Genomic DNA, 15,404 nt, shown 5'->3' with positions numbered 1-15,404 from the left:
GTTCCTCCTTTCCTAAATCCGAGTGCGCACTCAATTAATTAGTAGTTTTTAGAATTGATTCTGTAAATTTCACACGTTATATCGAGAAACTAGGATAACTTTACCCAGCCTTTACGCTCTAAGCTAGTTAATGATCTTTGGCTCATTGAACGTCTTTTTGAACTGCTTTTTGAGTCTCTGGACTTTTTGCTTGAACCATACGGGTCATTGTGCATATATTTGTCAGACCCAGAACGATGTGCTTCCTTCACTGCATCCGATACTTTTGAGCATTTGTCTGAAGACCTTTTCTTACCGTCTGAACGCTTCTTGCCTGAAGATTTGTGGTCTGAAGACTTCCTACCAGAACTTTTCCTGTCTGAGCTTTTCTTTCCTGAACTCTTCTTTCCTGAGCTTTTCTTTCCAGAGTCTTTCTTGCCTTTGCCCTTTTTGCCAGATGACTTTTTACCACTGGAATGATGCTTGGCAGATTCTGCTGCACTTACACTCTTAAGGTGCCAGATTGATAGAAACACAATGTCATCGCCGACTGTAAGCTCAATGTGATCTTTAAAGATCTCATTCATGACACCTTCTATGCTCTCAGGTCCACCACGGTTGATTTTAACTTTCTTGTGCTTGAAGTGCCTCAGGACATCGACAAAGCATTCTTCATCAAGATGCTTTACCTTCCGAGACGTTAACCAATAGTTGTTGGCGTTGATTGAAACACCCTTGATGTGATCAAGCTGATAATAGATTACCTCATCCTTTTTTGTTTGGATTGTTAAATAATCCTTTTTTATAGCTAGTAGCTTACCCGCTCGAGATTCCGGCCCTCCTAAGTTGATCTTAATCCATTGACCCTTTAATCCAGATACTTTATCGACAGACGTACTGTTTTTCAATTAAGTTTCCTCCTTGATAATTTTTGTTGTGAGTACTCTTGTCCCTGCAGTATATGTGCCATGCCGTGAAGGAGATATAGCCATTCGCATAATTCTTGTAAAAATGGTTGTTTGGATGACAGACAGTTGTCCCTCTTTCGGGATTTATTGAGATTTCATAGGGTCAGGCACCCTTATTTTCGGCAATAAATAGACTTGAAAACTTTTTTAGAGGGCATATTGTCTCCTCAAAATAGGAAAAATAGAAGGCTCCAGCCCTTCTGTTCATTAGTAGATGGTACATTATTGGTTTTTTGGGGTTATTTCGTACTGAGGTAGCGTGGGTATGAGTCTAGTAAGTTTTATATGGAATCTGTTCGATTGGAGTTTTTTTGTATTTTCTGAGTTTCGTGGATATTTCCGGAATTACATTGGTATTTTAGACCGTATTTTGGAATTCGCCTCATGTCTTATCTCAATAAGCTTAATTTCGTGCAAAAATGGAATGGAAACAACTAGAACATATTAAAAAATGATTCTTTGGTAACTAGTGACTCCTTTTAACTGGCAGAGCATTGCCGCAATTCATACCATTTGAACCAAATAACTAATCTAGTTTCAATCTATTTCAAAAAAAACTAGTAAAAATAGGCGGCTGGACTTACCTTTTAAGTTTTTATAACCGTTTATACAAAAATACATAGTTTTGGTATATTTAACTTATTCAAATTTTTCCGATCATCTGTTTAATTAGTCACGTCCTCGACACTACCAGTTACAAGAGCCATCAATTTTTTCTTTTGCTCTTCCAACAATGAATTACATCCAGCGAGTAATAAAGTCGCCCATGTGAAACAAAAACTTTCAATTCGATAAGGAGGTTTTTGCTTTGAAAAAAGTACTGGGAATTTGGATGTTAATCTCGCTTCTAATCATTACGGGTTGCAGCTCAAAAGAAATGGTAAAGGCAAATGGAACCTATTCAGCCACTGTGGATTATGTAAAAGACGGGGACACGATCATGTTGAAAAGTCCAGTTAAAGGATCTGATGAAGTTCGTTTTCTGGGGATCGATACACCAGAAACGTTTGTATCAAATGGAAAAGATCCAGGAAATCAAATCGATCCACATGGGAATGACGCAAAGAAATATTTACAAAATCTTTTACCGAGTGGCACAAGAATCGAATTGGTTACTGGCGAAGAAGAAAAAGATGGCTTTGGAAGATTGCTAGCCTATGTATTTTTAGGGGATTCTGAAATCAATCGATTAATGCTTGAGACTGGACATGCAGTTTCCTATTTTATTTGGCCATTTGAAAATTCGAAGTTCGAGTCCTATCGAAAAGCTATGTTAGCTGCTATGAATGGTGAAATTGGTATTTGGAATCCAATGAACCCACTCGAAGAACTACCTTTTGAATATCGTGATCGTATGTTTAATGATCAACCAGACAAATACGTTGGAAATTATTATACAGATACGTATGTCACCCCTCTTCACTTCGAACAAATCCCGTTGGAAGACAGAGTCTACTTTTTTACTGAATCGGATGCAATTTCTGCAGGATATACATCTGAAAGTTCAGGAGGAGCCCAAGCAGACCTAGTCATTCAGGAAATCTACTATGATACAGAGGGAACTGATAGTACCGAAGAATATATAGAGATATATAATGCAGCCGATCAAACAGTGGACCTTAGCGGATACCATTTAGAGGACAATTACAGTACATTCACTTTTTCAACAAATACGACCATTGCTCCAAGTCAATATTTAATCGTTGCTCGAGATTCAAATGGATTCCATAACTTATTCGGATTTAATCCAGATGTCTCTGGCATGACAATAGCATTAGGCAATTCTGGTGATCAGCTTTCCTTACAAGATCCGTCTGGAAACGAAGTGGATTTCGTTGCTTATGAAAACTATGCTCAAGGATGGAATATAACCGCCCTAACTGGTGAAGCAATTTACCGATTTGATGTAAATACCGACACAGATTCTGTAAATGATTGGAATGTGGGAATTCCGATTCCGGGGAGGTAAAGCCAAAAAACTGAGTGGCAATGAATCGCACTCAGTTTTTTGGTTTTTTTATCTTGTGTACTCTCTATATTCTTTCTCTGTAAAAGCTACCCAGTGACCTGAAGCGATTTCACGGAATTTGCTTTCTTCATTATTAGGATTGAATTCCTTTGGGTCATAATGTGTCCGTTTCCTGCCTCTTTCATAGTCCGGGTCTGGCCGTGGAATAGCTGAAAGCAGGGATTTCGTATACGGATGTATCGGGTTTTTATAAAGTTCCTCACTGGTAGCCAGCTCTACGATCTTACCATTGTACATCACTCCGATTCGATCGCTTATATATTTCACCATTGAAAGGTCGTGGGCAATGAAAAGATAGGTCAATCCTTTTTCTTTTTGAAGTTCTTTCATTAAGTTGACGACCTGGGCTTGGATCGAAACGTCAAGCGCAGAGATTGGTTCATCTGCAATAATGAATTCAGGTTCTACTGCAAGGGCTCGGGCAATCCCAATACGCTGGCGTTGTCCACCGCTAAATTCATGCGGATAACGATTAGCATGCTCACGATTTAACCCGACGGTTTCAAGTAGCTCATAAACTTTCGCCATGCGTTCCGTCTTATTTTTTGCTAAGTTATGGATGTCAATTCCTTCTGCAATGATGTCTGCAACGATCATTCGCGGATTTAAAGAAGCATAAGGGTCTTGAAAGATCATTTGCATCTTCCTGTTTAACTTAAGAAGCTCTTTCTTTGATTTTCGTTCGTGAACATCATTACCCCTGAACAGGACTTGCCCGCCGGTTGCCTCATATAATTTAATGATAGTTCGACCAGTAGTTGATTTCCCGGAACCAGATTCACCGACTAAACCGAACGTTTCACCCTTGTAAATATCGAAGTTGACATTGTCTACCGCTTTTACAACACCCTTATTAGAATTAAAATATTTCACAAGGTTTTTGATTTCTACGAGTTTTTCTTTAGAATTCTCCATGCAACTCACCTTCTTTGCCGATGGATTTTTCTTTAAAAATCATCATGCGTTTTTTCACAGCTTCTGGAGGCTCAACTTTAGGTGCGTCTTTATGGAGAAGCCACGTTTTTGCATAATGAGTTTCTGAAACTTTAAACATCGGGGGTTCCATCTCAAAATCAATTTTCATTGCGTATGGACTTCTAATCGCAAATGCATCGCCTTTTGGCGGGTTAACCAGATCAGGTGGTGAACCTGGAATAGCAGTTAACTTTTCATCCTCAGCGGTAAGGTCAGGCATTGAAGCTAGAAGTCCCCACGTATATGGATGTTGTGGATTATAAAAAATTTCATCTACAGTCCCAGTTTCAATAATTTGTCCGGCATACATTACCGCTACTCGATCCGCAACATTAGCAACGACCCCAAGATCATGTGTGATAAAGATGATGGATGACTCCATTTCCGATTGCAGCTCCTTCATCAATTCAAGGATTTGGGCTTGAATTGTCACGTCCAAAGCAGTTGTCGGTTCATCTGCAATCAATAGTTTAGGTTTCGTGGCTAATGCGATGGCAATCATGGCCCGCTGCCTCATCCCTCCTGAAAATTCATGTGGGTATTGGTTAACCCGTTTCTCAGGCATCGGGATGCCAACTTTATCAAGAAGCTGGATTGCACGCTTTTTTGCTTCTGACTGAGATACTTTATGGTGTTTAATCAAACCTTCTATAATTTGTCGACCAATTTTCATAGTTGGGTTTAACGATGTCATTGGATCTTGAAAAATCATTCCGATGTCATTACCCCGTATTTTTTCCATTTCTGCATCTGTTTTTGGAACAAGGTCAACACCCTGAAATAGAATTGAACCATTAACAAACTTTCCTGGAGGCATTGGAATGAGCTTTAAAATCGACTGTGTAGCTACGCTTTTCCCAGATCCGGACTCCCCAACGATTGCTAGGGTTTCGCCCTTTTTAACATCGAAATTCAAGCCGCGAACTGCTTTAACTTCACCGGCATGAGTATAGAATGAGATTTCCAAATCTTTGACCTCAAGTATTTTATCCACCTATCTCACATCCTTATTTACGCAGTTTCGGATCAAGTGCGTCTCGCATGCCATCACCGATTACATTAAATGCAAAGATTGTTAAACAAATAAAGGTTGCCGGAAAAAAGAGTCTCCATGGAAAATACCTCATTGCCGGAAGTCCCTCACTTGCCATTGTGCCCCAACTGGCTAATGGTGCAGGAACACCAAGACCAAGATAGCTTAAGAATGCCTCTGTGAATATTGCGGTCGGAACGGTTAATGTCATTGTGATTAAAATTGGCCCCATCGTATTCGGAATCAAGTGGCGAAACATAATTCGGTTCGTAGTTGCTCCTAATGTTTGTGAGGCTAAGACAAATTCTTGCCCTTTTAATTGTAAGACTTGTCCACGGACAATACGGGCCATGTTAATCCATCCTGTAATTGTCATCGCAATAATCATGGTGGTCAGTCCTGGTTCGAGTACGACCATTAATAAAATGACAAGCAATAAGTAAGGGACAGCCCATAAGATATCGGCTCCACGCATCATCACCTCGTCTGTCTTGCCACCTTTAAATCCGGAAACGCCTCCCCATAATACACCGATAAACAAATCAATTATCGCTGCCGAAAAACCTATAAATAAAGAGATACGTGCACCTTCCCAAGTGCGTGTAAACATATCTCGTCCAAGATTATCAGTACCGAACCAGTGCTCAGCAGACGGAGGCAGATTTGTTCCTTGTAAATTGGTCGTCCTATAATCATAGGGAGTTAACATCGGACCGATAATTGCCGCGATCAAAAGAAGAAATAAAAGCACCACTCCGGACATCGCCAGCTTATTTTTACGAAATCTCATCCAAACGTCCTGCCAAAATGAAATGCTTGGGCGGGTGATTTTTTCTGCTTCATTTTCACCAGCTTGAACAAATGTTAAATAATCCTTAGGAATCTCTTCGGTTTTCAACTGCTCATGTTGCATTCTTTACTCCCCCTTCTTACCAGCTATCTCTATGCGCGGGTCTATTAAACCATAGGCTATGTCAACTAGGAGAATAGAAACTAATAATAGAATACTGAAAAAAACAGTGACCCCCATGATGACTGTATAATCACGGTTTGTAATACTTGTTACAAAGTGCATTCCTAGTCCAGGGATGCCGAAAATTTTTTCGATAACGAAACTTCCGGTCAAAATCGCTGAAACGAGTGGACCCATATAAGAAACAACAGGCATTAATGCGTTTCGAATCGTATGGCGCCAAACGATAACTTGGCCACTTAATCCTTTTGACTTCGCTGTCTTTATATAATCATTGCTTAATACTTCTAGCATGCTTGAACGAGTCAAACGAGCAATGAATGCCAGCGGAGTAGAGGCAAGTGCAAGTGCAGGTAAAACGGAGTGCATAAACGTATCCCATCGTGCAACAGGGAAAAGATTTAATTTCATAGCCAGGTAATATTGTAAAATTGAAGCCATGATAAAGCTTGGTACGGATATACCGAGAACAGCAATGACCATCGCCCCATAGTCTTGCCATCTGTTGTGCCTCAATGCTGCGACCGTACCTAACAATATTCCGATTGCAACGGCGATAAAGATAGCTTCCATTCCTAACAAGAATGAAACAGGGAAACCGTCATTGATGAAATCATTTACGGTTTGGCCTTTGTAGGTAAAGGAAGGTCCAAAATCCCATTGAGCAATAGATACAAGATAATCAAAGTACTGCATATACCACGGTTGATCCAAGCCATAAAAGGCATTCAAGTTCTCCTTAATAGCAGGCGGAAGTTCTTTTTCACCTGTAAAAGGACCACCAGGTGCAGCTCTCATCAATCCAAATGTGGCAGTAATGATGATGAGTAGCGATAAGAGCATAAATAGCAGGCGTTTTATAATAAAAATAAACAACATGTACACCTCCATTACTCAGATTCCATTATCAACTTTTCAACATTCTTAGTCGGTATATTTTGAGCAAGGGCTGATGCTTTCATAGCCGGTCAACCCTTGGAAATTTTGTTCTTTAATAGTGGATGACTACTCCATATGGGCCCATTTAAATTGCACATCACCCAAGCCAGAAAGTACAACACCCTTTAGATTTTCATTCTGAACCCATGTATTCGTGTAAAAGTAAATGGGTGCGATCGGCATTTCGTCTATTATGATTTTTTCGGCATCTTTCAAAATCTGTAAACGTTTATCAGGGTCTTTTTCTGTTGCAGATTTTTCTAACAATGCTGCAAATCGATCGTTATGCCACCTTGTGTCATTGTTACCACCAAGCTCTTTATAAAGCTCCAAGAAGTTGATTGGGTCGTTGAAATCTCCTAACCATCCCATTCGGCCGATTTGATAGTTGCCACCATGCAACTGAGAAATAAATACCTTCCATTCAGCGTTCTGTAATTCTACGTTTACCCCAAGGTTCTTTAACCACATATCTTGAATCGCTTGGGCAACTTTAGCATGTGCATCAGAGGTATTATAAGAGAGTGTAATCGGCGGAAGATCATCGACACTTCCATATCCTTCTTCAGCAAGACCCTTTTCCAGTAACCGTTTTGCTTCTTGGAAGTTGGCATCTTCGAAGAAACCTTCTTCGTTTTCTTCGATCATTGTAGGCGGCACGACGGCCATTGCAGGTAATTGTCCACCTTTTGTGACATTATTCACGATTGCCTTACGGTCGATAGCATACGCAAAAGCTTTACGAATATTTGGGTTGTTGAAAGGTTTTTTCTCTGTGTTGAATTTGTACCAGTACGTGCCAGCAATTGGCTCGACATTTAATCTTCCGGAATCTCTGAGAGACGGAATCGCTTCTATCGGCAATACTCCTGTTGGTGATCCAGCCCAGTCTAACTCCCCATTATCAAACATACTCAATTCTGTATTTGGATCATTAACCATGATCATTTCGATACGTTCGAGGGTAACTTCGTCTTTATCCCAGTAGTCCTCGTTCTTTTCGAGAATGATCTCATCGCTATGTTCCCAACTTGTCATTGTGAATGGACCGTTGGATGTATAGTTTTCCCCAGCATCGGTGTGCCATTTTGGATTTTCCTTCGCGATTTTACTATTTACCGGAAAATACGTATAAAATGCTGTTAATTCCAAGAAATATGGTGTTGGATTTTCAAGCTCTACCTTCAACGTTTTTTCATCAACCGCTGTAACCCCAACGTTATCAACAGATCCTTTTCCGGCATTAGCTGCTTCGGCATTTTTGATGTAATAGAGCTGATAAGCATATTGTGACTGGTTTTTCGGGTCCAATGCCCACTTCCAAGCATATTCAAAATCCTCTGCAGTTACTGGGTCACCATTCGACCATTTCGCTTCCTCCCGAATAGTGAACGTATATGTTTTCAAATCCTCTGAGACCTTAACCTCTTCAGCCATTGCATTGACAGGCTTTCCATCTTTTCCGATTCGCGTCAATCCTTCGAATGTTTGAAGCAATACACTTCCAGATGTACTGTCGTTTGCAAGTCCCGGATTTAATGAGAATGGCTCTGTACTGATGTTTAAGCTGATCTCTTGTGCCGGTGCTCCACCACCACCGCCATTATCTCCTCCACATGCAACAAGGAATAAATTACAGATAAGAAATAAGCTAATTACAATGATTAGTCTTTTCTTGAATAAATTCCGCATTGTTCTCAAGTCACAACCTCCATACTTGTTTTTTAAACTTTGGTTAGTATCTCTCCGCTAACTTTCAATATTCATATATTGGTTAATCCGTCTAGAATCGAGTGAAACAGAACATATACATATAGTTACTTTAGAAGTGAATGGGATTTGTACACGGAGAAACAACTAAGTACGAAGACGAAACAATGAATGTAGCATTGATTAAGATGAAGAAAACAGACCGAGAAGTAGTTGTAAATGAGGCTATAAACAGATACGGTGTGACCGATGTTGAAATGGATACATATGAAGAAACAGAAGAAAGGGGCGATCCCATAAAAGGACACCCCTCATTCGTTCTGTAATTATTAGATTGATACACTCGAAAATAAAGGTGAATATTAATTCAATAGCTTTGAGCTTAGTAATGGATTGTTTGAGAATTAAGGACAGAACATTAATATTTCGAAATTCGTATCAATATCCTCCTTAATTTCATTTAATTCCCTTCAGCTTTAGAATTAAGAAGTTCAATTGATTTTTTGACATTTAAAACATTAGCTTTTAAACCCTCTGCGATCGTAAACTCATCGTTTCCTTTTTCTGAGGCCCAGCGATTCATCTCTTTGATCACCAATCTAAAATGATCATGGTATTCTGCTTTCGTCAATCCGCCTTCATGTAGAGCATCGATCGCAAGGTTGTTCTTTTGTCTGGATTCAAGCTCCAGCCATACTTGAACATTTTGCTTCGCTAGTTCGTCTTGGGACATTTCCTCGATGTTCAGATCCTTCACTGTTGACTTATCCGTACATCCCGCCAATAGTGCTACAATCACAAACATCAATAAGAACTTTTTCATGATAATCCCTCCAATATTCCAGTTTTAATCACCTTTATTTTACCCTATTGGAAAGATCATACATTTAATAAGATTGAATATTTCGTGAATGAAATATTAATTCACTTCGAATTTCAGCAATGGTAGCATTCTTCCCTCAATGGCAGTCGAAGGGGTTTCTCCAATCAGTACAGCACCCATTTTTTCGTAAAAGGGTTTTGCGTTTGGATCACTGTCGATGGTGAACGTTTCGATTTTTAACTGTTTTGCTTTCTCAACTACATTGTTCCAAATGATTTTCCCATACCCTCTTCCAATATAAACAGGGTGGAGATAGAGGAAATCGAGCCAGGATCTCTCTGGTTCTTTTTTAAAACTGAAAAATCCGATGATATTGCTTTGATCCTCGAGCACAAAAACGTAATTGTCTGTTATGTATTGCTCATTAATCGTTAAGTCTTCCACACAACTGTCGATAAAATCTTCGCTGTAATCCCAGCATACTTTCGATTCCAATGCCAAAGCACTTAAATATTGTGCTTCTTCTAATCTAGCAGGCCTAATTGTCGTCATCTGGAATCACTTCTTCCTTTAAAAAAATTCGTAAAGGCCATTCTCGAAATACTCATAGTCTTGCTTGGTGATAAATTTTTTGCCGTATCCTTCAAAGAAAGATTCTTTATCCTCATCAGTTTCAAATGCATTGCGTTTTGGGCGAATCGCAAGGGCAGCATCGTATCTTGGATCACCATATGCTCCTCCACTCCAATCAATGACTCCAATAATCTCCCCTTCATGCACGAGAACATTATCAATGGTGAAATCTCCATGTATTAACGTTTGTTTATACGGTGCAGGTTTGTCCTTCATAAGTTGGTCTAGTAACTCCTGAGAACCGTCGACTTGATAGTGATCAAGATTGTACTGTGCTCTTTCCAGCAACTCATCTAGCCACAACTCTTCTGACTTCAATTCGTTTGGACATTCGGTGGCATGTAGTGTCGTGAGGATTTTTCCAAAATTAAAAATGGCCTGGTGTCGGTTCTCCGGATCTCGTTCACGCGCTAAATAGTCCCTTAACGTTTGTCCCTGGAAAAATTCCATTAGCACCCACGACTGATTGTTTTCTTCCACAAAACGAAATACATTAGGAACTGGAAGTACAGTTTGTGACAAGCTGTTCAAGACAAACACTTCTCGTGCCAGCCATGTGCGAAATTGTTCTATCTTCGCTCTTTTCAATACAAACTGCCCATGTAATCCATCTAAAATTGCAACATCCGAAGTACACCCCTGTTTCGGAAAGGTCATTTTAGTTATATTCCCAACAGTGGCTAGAATTGCAGTCGGAATTTCATTATTATTTATTGGATTCACACTGTTCTCCTTAATGCTTTATTCTCATTTTTTATAAAAGCCTGAACAACTATCATTCTCACAACCACCATTTATGTTGTGGGAGTAAGCGAACGTTCACATCCATTTTATCGGTGAACCAGTTTTTCATTTGTGTCTGCATCACCATGTATTCTGAAGCTGAGTGCGACACTCCAATCAATGACATTGTGCTTTCCGGAACATAATCCATCATCTGTTTATACTTCGCACGACCGTAGTCATTGTCGATATGGCAATGAATCTCACCCGTTACATACGCCTGAACTCCAAAAGACTCCGCTTCCCTCATAAAAGCGACTTTGTCCCCGCAGCCTGCAACAATTGCTATTCTGTCAATGAAATTATGTTGTTCCCCTTCAAAATCTACATAAGGAATCTCGAATATGGACTCGAGCTTTTTTATTAAACCAGCAGTATCAATTGGTTCAACATCACAAATTAACCCGATCGACTTACCCTCTTCATAGATAAAACGATCAATTACTAGCGCATTCATTACATTCGCTATTGCCATATTCGTACTAATCTCGAGGTGGTAGTCTAATGGGGTATGGCATGTATAAACGGAAAGTTTCTTATCTTTGAGTGACTGTAACAGGCTCTTACGGATCGGAACGAAACCACGCCCCCACTCGCCTCTTGGATCTCCGCACTCCATCACTAACGGATGATGCAGGAAAAGCAGATCCCCCTCTGACGCCTCATTTATAAAAGACTCCAATACTTGATCCGTTGGGAAAACAGCGAGAAAAACAGTATTCATCTGATCGCTCCCTTTCATCATCAAACCATTGAAGCGCTTCGAAAAATCTGCTTCAAAATACTGTGTCCAATCAACCTTAATCGGGTCATACACTTGTGGAATGAACCTGCTGAATCCCGGGTCCCTATCAAGCTCAATAATGTTGAACAATGAATCGAGCAGTTGTTTAACCTTTACCATATTTTCCAATGCGTCCACCTCTATATGTACTTTACTATGAAACTATTTTAAGTAGTATCTCGTTCCAATGTGCCTTTGTCAATATTTGGGGCGGTACAAGTTTTCAGGATTAACAAGTTCATTTCATTGCCACCCAAGCTACAAACATTTTATAATGAAGCTAAAATACAAGTGGAAGAAGGAACACACATGCGCCGAACCATACGTCCCATCTTTTTTCTTGCCGGCCTCATTATTTTTAGTTATGGCATTGCAACTGCGATCAAAGTTCAGTACCTTGGCTTGCACCCGTGGGATGTGTTGAACATTGCTATGTTTGAAAGGGTTGGGCTCACTATCGGTTCATGGGCCGTGATCATCGGTGGTGTACTTGTTGCCGGTTCGTTACTCATTGATCGATCTTACATAAGTATCGGTACATTTTTAAATGCGTTTTTTGTCGGGGTTATGATTGATTTATTTTTATTTGTTGACTTTTTTCCACCAACTGGTTTGAACGTGGTACTCGACATTCTTGTGTTATTTCTTGGAATCACGCTTATGGGTATTGGTGGTGGAGTTTATAATTCAGCGGGAGTTGGTGCCGGTCCGCGCGATGGATTCATGCTATCAATCTCCGACAAAACTGGACTTTCGATCAGTAGGGTGCGAATCATTACGGAAAGTGGCGTACTTGTAATAGGCTGGTTGCTCGGCGGTCCGGTCTTTGTCTTCACATTCATCTATACATTCATTCAAAGTCCGATTTTTCAAGCTACCTTTTTACGAAGCAGAAAATTGGTTAATCGTCTTTCACATCAACCCAATCAAAAAGAAATCGCAAAATCAGTTTAAGAATCATACAATCTGAAAGGAACGGAACTATGCCCTGGAAAATCAGTACGACAGAAGAACTTACAAAAACAGAACTCATTACAATCTTTCAAGAACGAGTGAAGGTGTTCGTCGTTGAACAAGACTGCCCTTATCAAGAAATCGATGACTATGATCTAAACCCGAATGTCTTTCACATTTTTAAAATGGAAGAAAATGAACTGCTAGCCTATGCTCGAGTAATCGATAAACAAGACTATATCAAGTTCGGTCGAGTTCTCGTCAATAAAAACCATCGCGGTAAAAGGCTCGGAAACGAATTACTTCAGAAGGTAATGGAGTTCATTGAAGCGGAATACCATCCCCAGGTAATCAAAATCGAAGCTCAAGCGCACTTAGAGCATTACTACGCTGCTTTTGGACTTCGACAAAACTCTGATGTGTTTTTAGAAGACGGCATACCGCACATTGAAATGGTTTGGATAAGACAAAAATAATATGAGGAACGGGGATGCGGTTTTCAATAACTGACAATCCCCGCTTTTTTAGGTCTTTGCCCTGAACGTCTTTCCAACTTCTTTTCCAAGTCCAAAATAATGTCGGAAATTATAAATCAGCGGGCTCCACTTTTCTGGGTTGATATGTCGTTCGCCAACAATAATTTGCTCATGCGCATGGACGTGTATTGCCTCTGTCTCCACAATGGCTAATCCCTCACAATAGCCAGGTATCCGGATGTTTTTAACCTTTGCTTCGATCTGTAATGGGCAAGATTCAATTCGATCGGGTTGGACTGTTTTTGAACGCAACGGCGTTAGTCCACTCACCTTAAATTTATCTTTTTCAAATGTAAAACCTAGGTCTCGTTTATAGTCTGGAATTTCTCTTTTTCCTGTATAATGTGCGAGCTTTTCAACTGTTTCCCATAGAGTTGGATCTGGTAGGTTGATCACACATTCCGGATGTCGTTTCAAATTTTCGAGAGCCTTCCCACCTGCACCGATACCTAATACGATATAATGACCCAACGCCCATGAGGAGGACATTGGACTAATATTCGTGGAATCGTCCTCGTTTAATGTGGCAAGCAACAACACGGGCATTCCATAATATAATATCTTTGGCTTTATTTCTTGTATTTGTACAGCTTTTTTCATCAAACCAACTCCTTTAGATATATTGTATCGAAATCACATTTCGATTATAATCGAAGTATGAATGTAAAGGAGGAAATAAGTTTGAACCCGGACCTTACTAAAATCGTCTCGCTGTTGAATGATGCGTCTAGAGCTGCAATACTCGATTTATTGATGGACGGAAAACCACATCCCGCCAGTGAACTTGCCCTATTCGCCAAAATAAAACCTCAGACGGCAAGTTTTCATTTAAACAAGATGCTTGAAATAGGAATCGTTTCAGTTGAACGTCATGGACGTCATCGATACTATAAGCTGACAAACAACGATGTTGCGTGTCTGATTGAATCGCTGTATTCAGTATCACCTCAATCGAAACCAAATTCGTTCAACGAAGCACGAGAGAGAAAGCAAATTGAATATGCACGAACCTGTTATGATCATCTCGCTGGTTTTGTAGGCGTTCAGGTCACAGATGCCTTAAGTAAGAAAGGCTATATCGAGAAAATGGAACTTGACTTTATCGTTACACAAACAGGAGAAAATTTTTTCGAAAACCTTGATATTGATATAGATTTTCATGAAAGTAAACGAAGGTCATTTGCACGTTGCTGCCTTGACTGGAGTGAACGACAGCATCACCTTGCAGGTTCACTCGGAAATGCACTGCTTGAATCAATGTTCGACCGGAATTGGATCAAACGGATTCCAAAAACGCGAGCGATAGAGGTTACTTCTACAGGGAAAAGCGAATTGAAAGAGCTCCTCTCCATCGAATTGTAGATGAGAGGCTAATTTGATGCAGATCAAATTCCCCTCAGTTGTATTTGCTTCTATTTTGTGCAATAATAAACTCGGAAATTGAATAGATTAAAATTGTTTTCTAGGGTTCCGCAGCTCCTGAGGCTGGTCTGGTCCGAGAGAAAACACACAGTGATTTTACTGTGCACACGGACGGACAAAAGCCTGGGAGATTCATTATAATCTCTAGGGCTTTTTTTAATACAAATTGGAGTGAGTTTAATGAACAAGGAATGGTTTAAAGTATTCTTTGCAGCCTTTTTTGAAGTATTTTGGGTGATTGGCCTTAAACATGCTGATGGCTTCTGGACGTGGGGCGGAACAATCGTAAGCATTCTAATTAGCTTTTATCTCATGATCATGGCTGGACGCCACCTGCCAATAGGTACAGTTTATTCAGTATTTGTCGGACTAGGGACTGTCGGAACAATTACTACTGGGATACTCTTTTTCGAAGAACCCTTTAATATTGCAAAACTTGTTTTAATTGTTTTCTTACTAGCTGGCGTTATTGGTTTAAAATTTGTAACAAAAGAGAATGGTACAGAAGGAGCAAAGTCACAATGAGCTGGATTTATCTTATTTTAGCTGGGATATTTGAAATGACCGGGGTCGTAATGATCAACCGCCTCCATACACATCGTAATTTTACATCATTATTTTATTTGCTCATTGGTTTCGGTGCAAGTTTCCTGTTTTTATCATTAGCGATGAAAACATTGCCAATGGGTACTGCATACGCAATCTGGACGGGGATCGGAGCATCTGGAGGAGCGATGCTCGGAATGATTTTTTATGGTGAGGAAAAAAGCTCCATGCGTATTTTATTTATTTTCATGGTACTTGGTTCAGCAGTAGGCCTTAAGTTCATTACTGGTGAGTCATAATGTGCATAAAAAAAGAAC

18 protein-coding genes and 1 riboswitch are annotated in these 15,404 nt (G+C 40.0%); of the genes, 7 read left to right on the top strand and 11 right to left on the bottom strand.

From position 1 onward, the window contains the following. Positions 1-89: 89 nt before the first annotated feature. Positions 90-887, bottom strand: a complete 798-nt coding sequence (locus MOJ78_RS07480; protein ID WP_304980564.1) for a hypothetical protein — start codon at positions 885-887, stop codon at positions 90-92. A gap of 868 nt (positions 888-1,755) precedes the next feature. On the opposite strand from MOJ78_RS07480, the gene MOJ78_RS07475 reads away from it, so the two are divergent. Beyond that, positions 1,756-2,916: a lamin tail domain-containing protein gene (locus MOJ78_RS07475; protein ID WP_304980563.1), complete on the top strand. Its 1,161-nt coding sequence runs from the start codon at positions 1,756-1,758 to the stop codon at positions 2,914-2,916. A gap of 48 nt (positions 2,917-2,964) precedes the next feature. On the opposite strand, the gene MOJ78_RS07470 is transcribed toward MOJ78_RS07475, so the two are convergent. From MOJ78_RS07470 to MOJ78_RS07450, 5 genes are all read right to left on the bottom strand, one after another. Continuing rightward, on the bottom strand, positions 2,965-3,891 hold the full coding sequence (locus MOJ78_RS07470) for an ABC transporter ATP-binding protein (protein WP_304980562.1): 927 nt from the start codon (positions 3,889-3,891) through the stop codon (positions 2,965-2,967). Then, positions 3,878-4,945 (bottom strand): ABC transporter ATP-binding protein, encoded by a 1,068-nt coding sequence (locus MOJ78_RS07465; RefSeq protein WP_304980561.1) that lies wholly within the window; start codon positions 4,943-4,945, stop codon positions 3,878-3,880. The genes MOJ78_RS07470 and MOJ78_RS07465 overlap by 14 nt, the downstream gene beginning before the upstream one ends. A 13-nt stretch (positions 4,946-4,958) precedes the next feature. Then, positions 4,959-5,897 carry an ABC transporter permease gene (locus MOJ78_RS07460; protein ID WP_304980560.1) on the bottom strand — a complete coding sequence of 313 codons (939 nt, stop codon included), beginning with the start codon at positions 5,895-5,897 and terminating at the stop codon, positions 4,959-4,961. 3 nt (positions 5,898-5,900) lie between these two features. Next, positions 5,901-6,836: an ABC transporter permease gene (locus MOJ78_RS07455; RefSeq protein ID WP_370529777.1), complete on the bottom strand. Its 936-nt coding sequence runs from the start codon at positions 6,834-6,836 to the stop codon at positions 5,901-5,903. Positions 6,837-6,962: 126 nt separating this feature from the next. Beyond that, positions 6,963-8,588, bottom strand: a complete 1,626-nt coding sequence (locus MOJ78_RS07450) for a peptide ABC transporter substrate-binding protein (RefSeq protein WP_304981201.1) — start codon at positions 8,586-8,588, stop codon at positions 6,963-6,965. A 185-nt stretch (positions 8,589-8,773) separates the two neighbouring features. On the opposite strand from MOJ78_RS07450, the gene MOJ78_RS07445 reads away from it, so the two are divergent. Further along, positions 8,774-8,932 carry a hypothetical protein gene (locus MOJ78_RS07445; protein WP_304980559.1) on the top strand — a complete coding sequence of 53 codons (159 nt, stop codon included), beginning with the start codon at positions 8,774-8,776 and terminating at the stop codon, positions 8,930-8,932. 134 nt (positions 8,933-9,066) lie between these two features. Here the strand turns inward: MOJ78_RS07445 and MOJ78_RS07440 are convergent, their stop codons facing one another. The 4 genes from MOJ78_RS07440 to MOJ78_RS07425 form a co-directional block, all read right to left on the bottom strand. Further along, complete coding sequence (locus MOJ78_RS07440) at positions 9,067-9,429, bottom strand: lipoprotein (RefSeq protein ID WP_304980558.1); 363 nt, start codon at positions 9,427-9,429, stop codon at positions 9,067-9,069. A 96-nt stretch (positions 9,430-9,525) separates the two neighbouring features. After that, positions 9,526-9,981 (bottom strand): GNAT family N-acetyltransferase, encoded by a 456-nt coding sequence (locus MOJ78_RS07435; RefSeq protein ID WP_304980557.1) that lies wholly within the window; start codon positions 9,979-9,981, stop codon positions 9,526-9,528. A gap of 18 nt (positions 9,982-9,999) precedes the next feature. Next, entirely contained in the window at positions 10,000-10,785 is a 786-nt protein-coding gene (locus MOJ78_RS07430; protein ID WP_304980556.1) for a phosphotransferase family protein, read from the bottom strand. Positions 10,786-10,843: 58 nt separating this feature from the next. Further along, positions 10,844-11,758: a Nif3-like dinuclear metal center hexameric protein gene (locus tag MOJ78_RS07425; protein ID WP_304980555.1), complete on the bottom strand. Its 915-nt coding sequence runs from the start codon at positions 11,756-11,758 to the stop codon at positions 10,844-10,846. A gap of 180 nt (positions 11,759-11,938) precedes the next feature. On the opposite strand from MOJ78_RS07425, the gene MOJ78_RS07420 reads away from it, so the two are divergent. Both MOJ78_RS07420 and MOJ78_RS07415 read left to right on the top strand, forming a co-directional pair. Further along, positions 11,939-12,583, top strand: coding sequence for a YczE/YyaS/YitT family protein (locus MOJ78_RS07420; RefSeq protein WP_304980554.1), 645 nt, complete (start codon positions 11,939-11,941; stop codon positions 12,581-12,583). A 29-nt stretch (positions 12,584-12,612) separates the two neighbouring features. Next, positions 12,613-13,059 carry a GNAT family N-acetyltransferase gene (locus MOJ78_RS07415; RefSeq protein ID WP_304980553.1) on the top strand — a complete coding sequence of 149 codons (447 nt, stop codon included), beginning with the start codon at positions 12,613-12,615 and terminating at the stop codon, positions 13,057-13,059. 48 nt (positions 13,060-13,107) lie between these two features. Here MOJ78_RS07415 and MOJ78_RS07410 read toward each other — a convergent pair whose 3' ends face one another. After that, entirely contained in the window at positions 13,108-13,719 is a 612-nt protein-coding gene (locus MOJ78_RS07410) for a flavin reductase family protein (RefSeq protein WP_304980552.1), read from the bottom strand. Between the two features lie 81 nt (positions 13,720-13,800). Between MOJ78_RS07410 and MOJ78_RS07405 the strand changes: the two genes are divergently transcribed. The 3 genes from MOJ78_RS07405 (at position 13,801) to MOJ78_RS07395 (ending at position 15,386) form a co-directional block, all read left to right on the top strand. After that, on the top strand, positions 13,801-14,481 hold the full coding sequence (locus MOJ78_RS07405) for an ArsR/SmtB family transcription factor (protein ID WP_304980551.1): 681 nt from the start codon (positions 13,801-13,803) through the stop codon (positions 14,479-14,481). A gap of 89 nt (positions 14,482-14,570) precedes the next feature. Further along, a riboswitch (guanidine-I (ykkC/yxkD leader) is annotated at positions 14,571-14,673 on the top strand. 48 nt (positions 14,674-14,721) lie between these two features. Then, entirely contained in the window at positions 14,722-15,066 is a 345-nt protein-coding gene (locus MOJ78_RS07400; RefSeq protein WP_304980550.1) for a DMT family transporter, read from the top strand. Further along, positions 15,063-15,386: a DMT family transporter gene (locus MOJ78_RS07395; RefSeq protein ID WP_304980549.1), complete on the top strand. Its 324-nt coding sequence runs from the start codon at positions 15,063-15,065 to the stop codon at positions 15,384-15,386. Before MOJ78_RS07400 ends, MOJ78_RS07395 begins: the two co-directional genes overlap by 4 nt. The last annotated feature ends 18 nt before the right edge of the window (positions 15,387-15,404 follow it).

Origin of the sequence: Alkalihalobacillus sp. AL-G (assembly GCF_030643805.1) — a bacterium.
GTDB lineage: Bacteria > Bacillota > Bacilli > Bacillales > Fictibacillaceae > Pseudalkalibacillus.
This window is presented reverse-complemented; position numbering and strand designations above follow the sequence as displayed.

Excerpts from the sequence above, each read along its gene's own strand:
- MOJ78_RS07470 (WP_304980562.1), bottom strand. The coding sequence starts at position 3,891 with ATGGAGAATTCTAAAGAAAAACTCGTAGAAATCAAAAACCTTGTGAAA.
- MOJ78_RS07460 (WP_304980560.1), bottom strand. The coding sequence starts at position 5,897 with ATGCAACATGAGCAGTTGAAAACCGAAGAGATTCCTAAGGATTATTTA.
- MOJ78_RS07455 (WP_370529777.1), bottom strand. The coding sequence starts at position 6,836 with ATGTTGTTTATTTTTATTATAAAACGCCTGCTATTTATGCTCTTATCG.
- MOJ78_RS07450 (WP_304981201.1), bottom strand. The coding sequence starts at position 8,588 with ATGCGGAATTTATTCAAGAAAAGACTAATCATTGTAATTAGCTTATTT.
- MOJ78_RS07445 (WP_304980559.1), top strand. The coding sequence starts at position 8,774 with ATGAATGTAGCATTGATTAAGATGAAGAAAACAGACCGAGAAGTAGTT.
- MOJ78_RS07440 (WP_304980558.1), bottom strand. The coding sequence starts at position 9,429 with ATGAAAAAGTTCTTATTGATGTTTGTGATTGTAGCACTATTGGCGGGA.
- MOJ78_RS07435 (WP_304980557.1), bottom strand. The coding sequence starts at position 9,981 with ATGACGACAATTAGGCCTGCTAGATTAGAAGAAGCACAATATTTAAGT.
- MOJ78_RS07420 (WP_304980554.1), top strand. The coding sequence starts at position 11,939 with ATGCGCCGAACCATACGTCCCATCTTTTTTCTTGCCGGCCTCATTATT.
- MOJ78_RS07415 (WP_304980553.1), top strand. The coding sequence starts at position 12,613 with ATGCCCTGGAAAATCAGTACGACAGAAGAACTTACAAAAACAGAACTC.
- MOJ78_RS07410 (WP_304980552.1), bottom strand. The coding sequence starts at position 13,719 with ATGAAAAAAGCTGTACAAATACAAGAAATAAAGCCAAAGATATTATAT.
- MOJ78_RS07400 (WP_304980550.1), top strand. The coding sequence starts at position 14,722 with ATGAACAAGGAATGGTTTAAAGTATTCTTTGCAGCCTTTTTTGAAGTA.
- MOJ78_RS07395 (WP_304980549.1), top strand. The coding sequence starts at position 15,063 with ATGAGCTGGATTTATCTTATTTTAGCTGGGATATTTGAAATGACCGGG.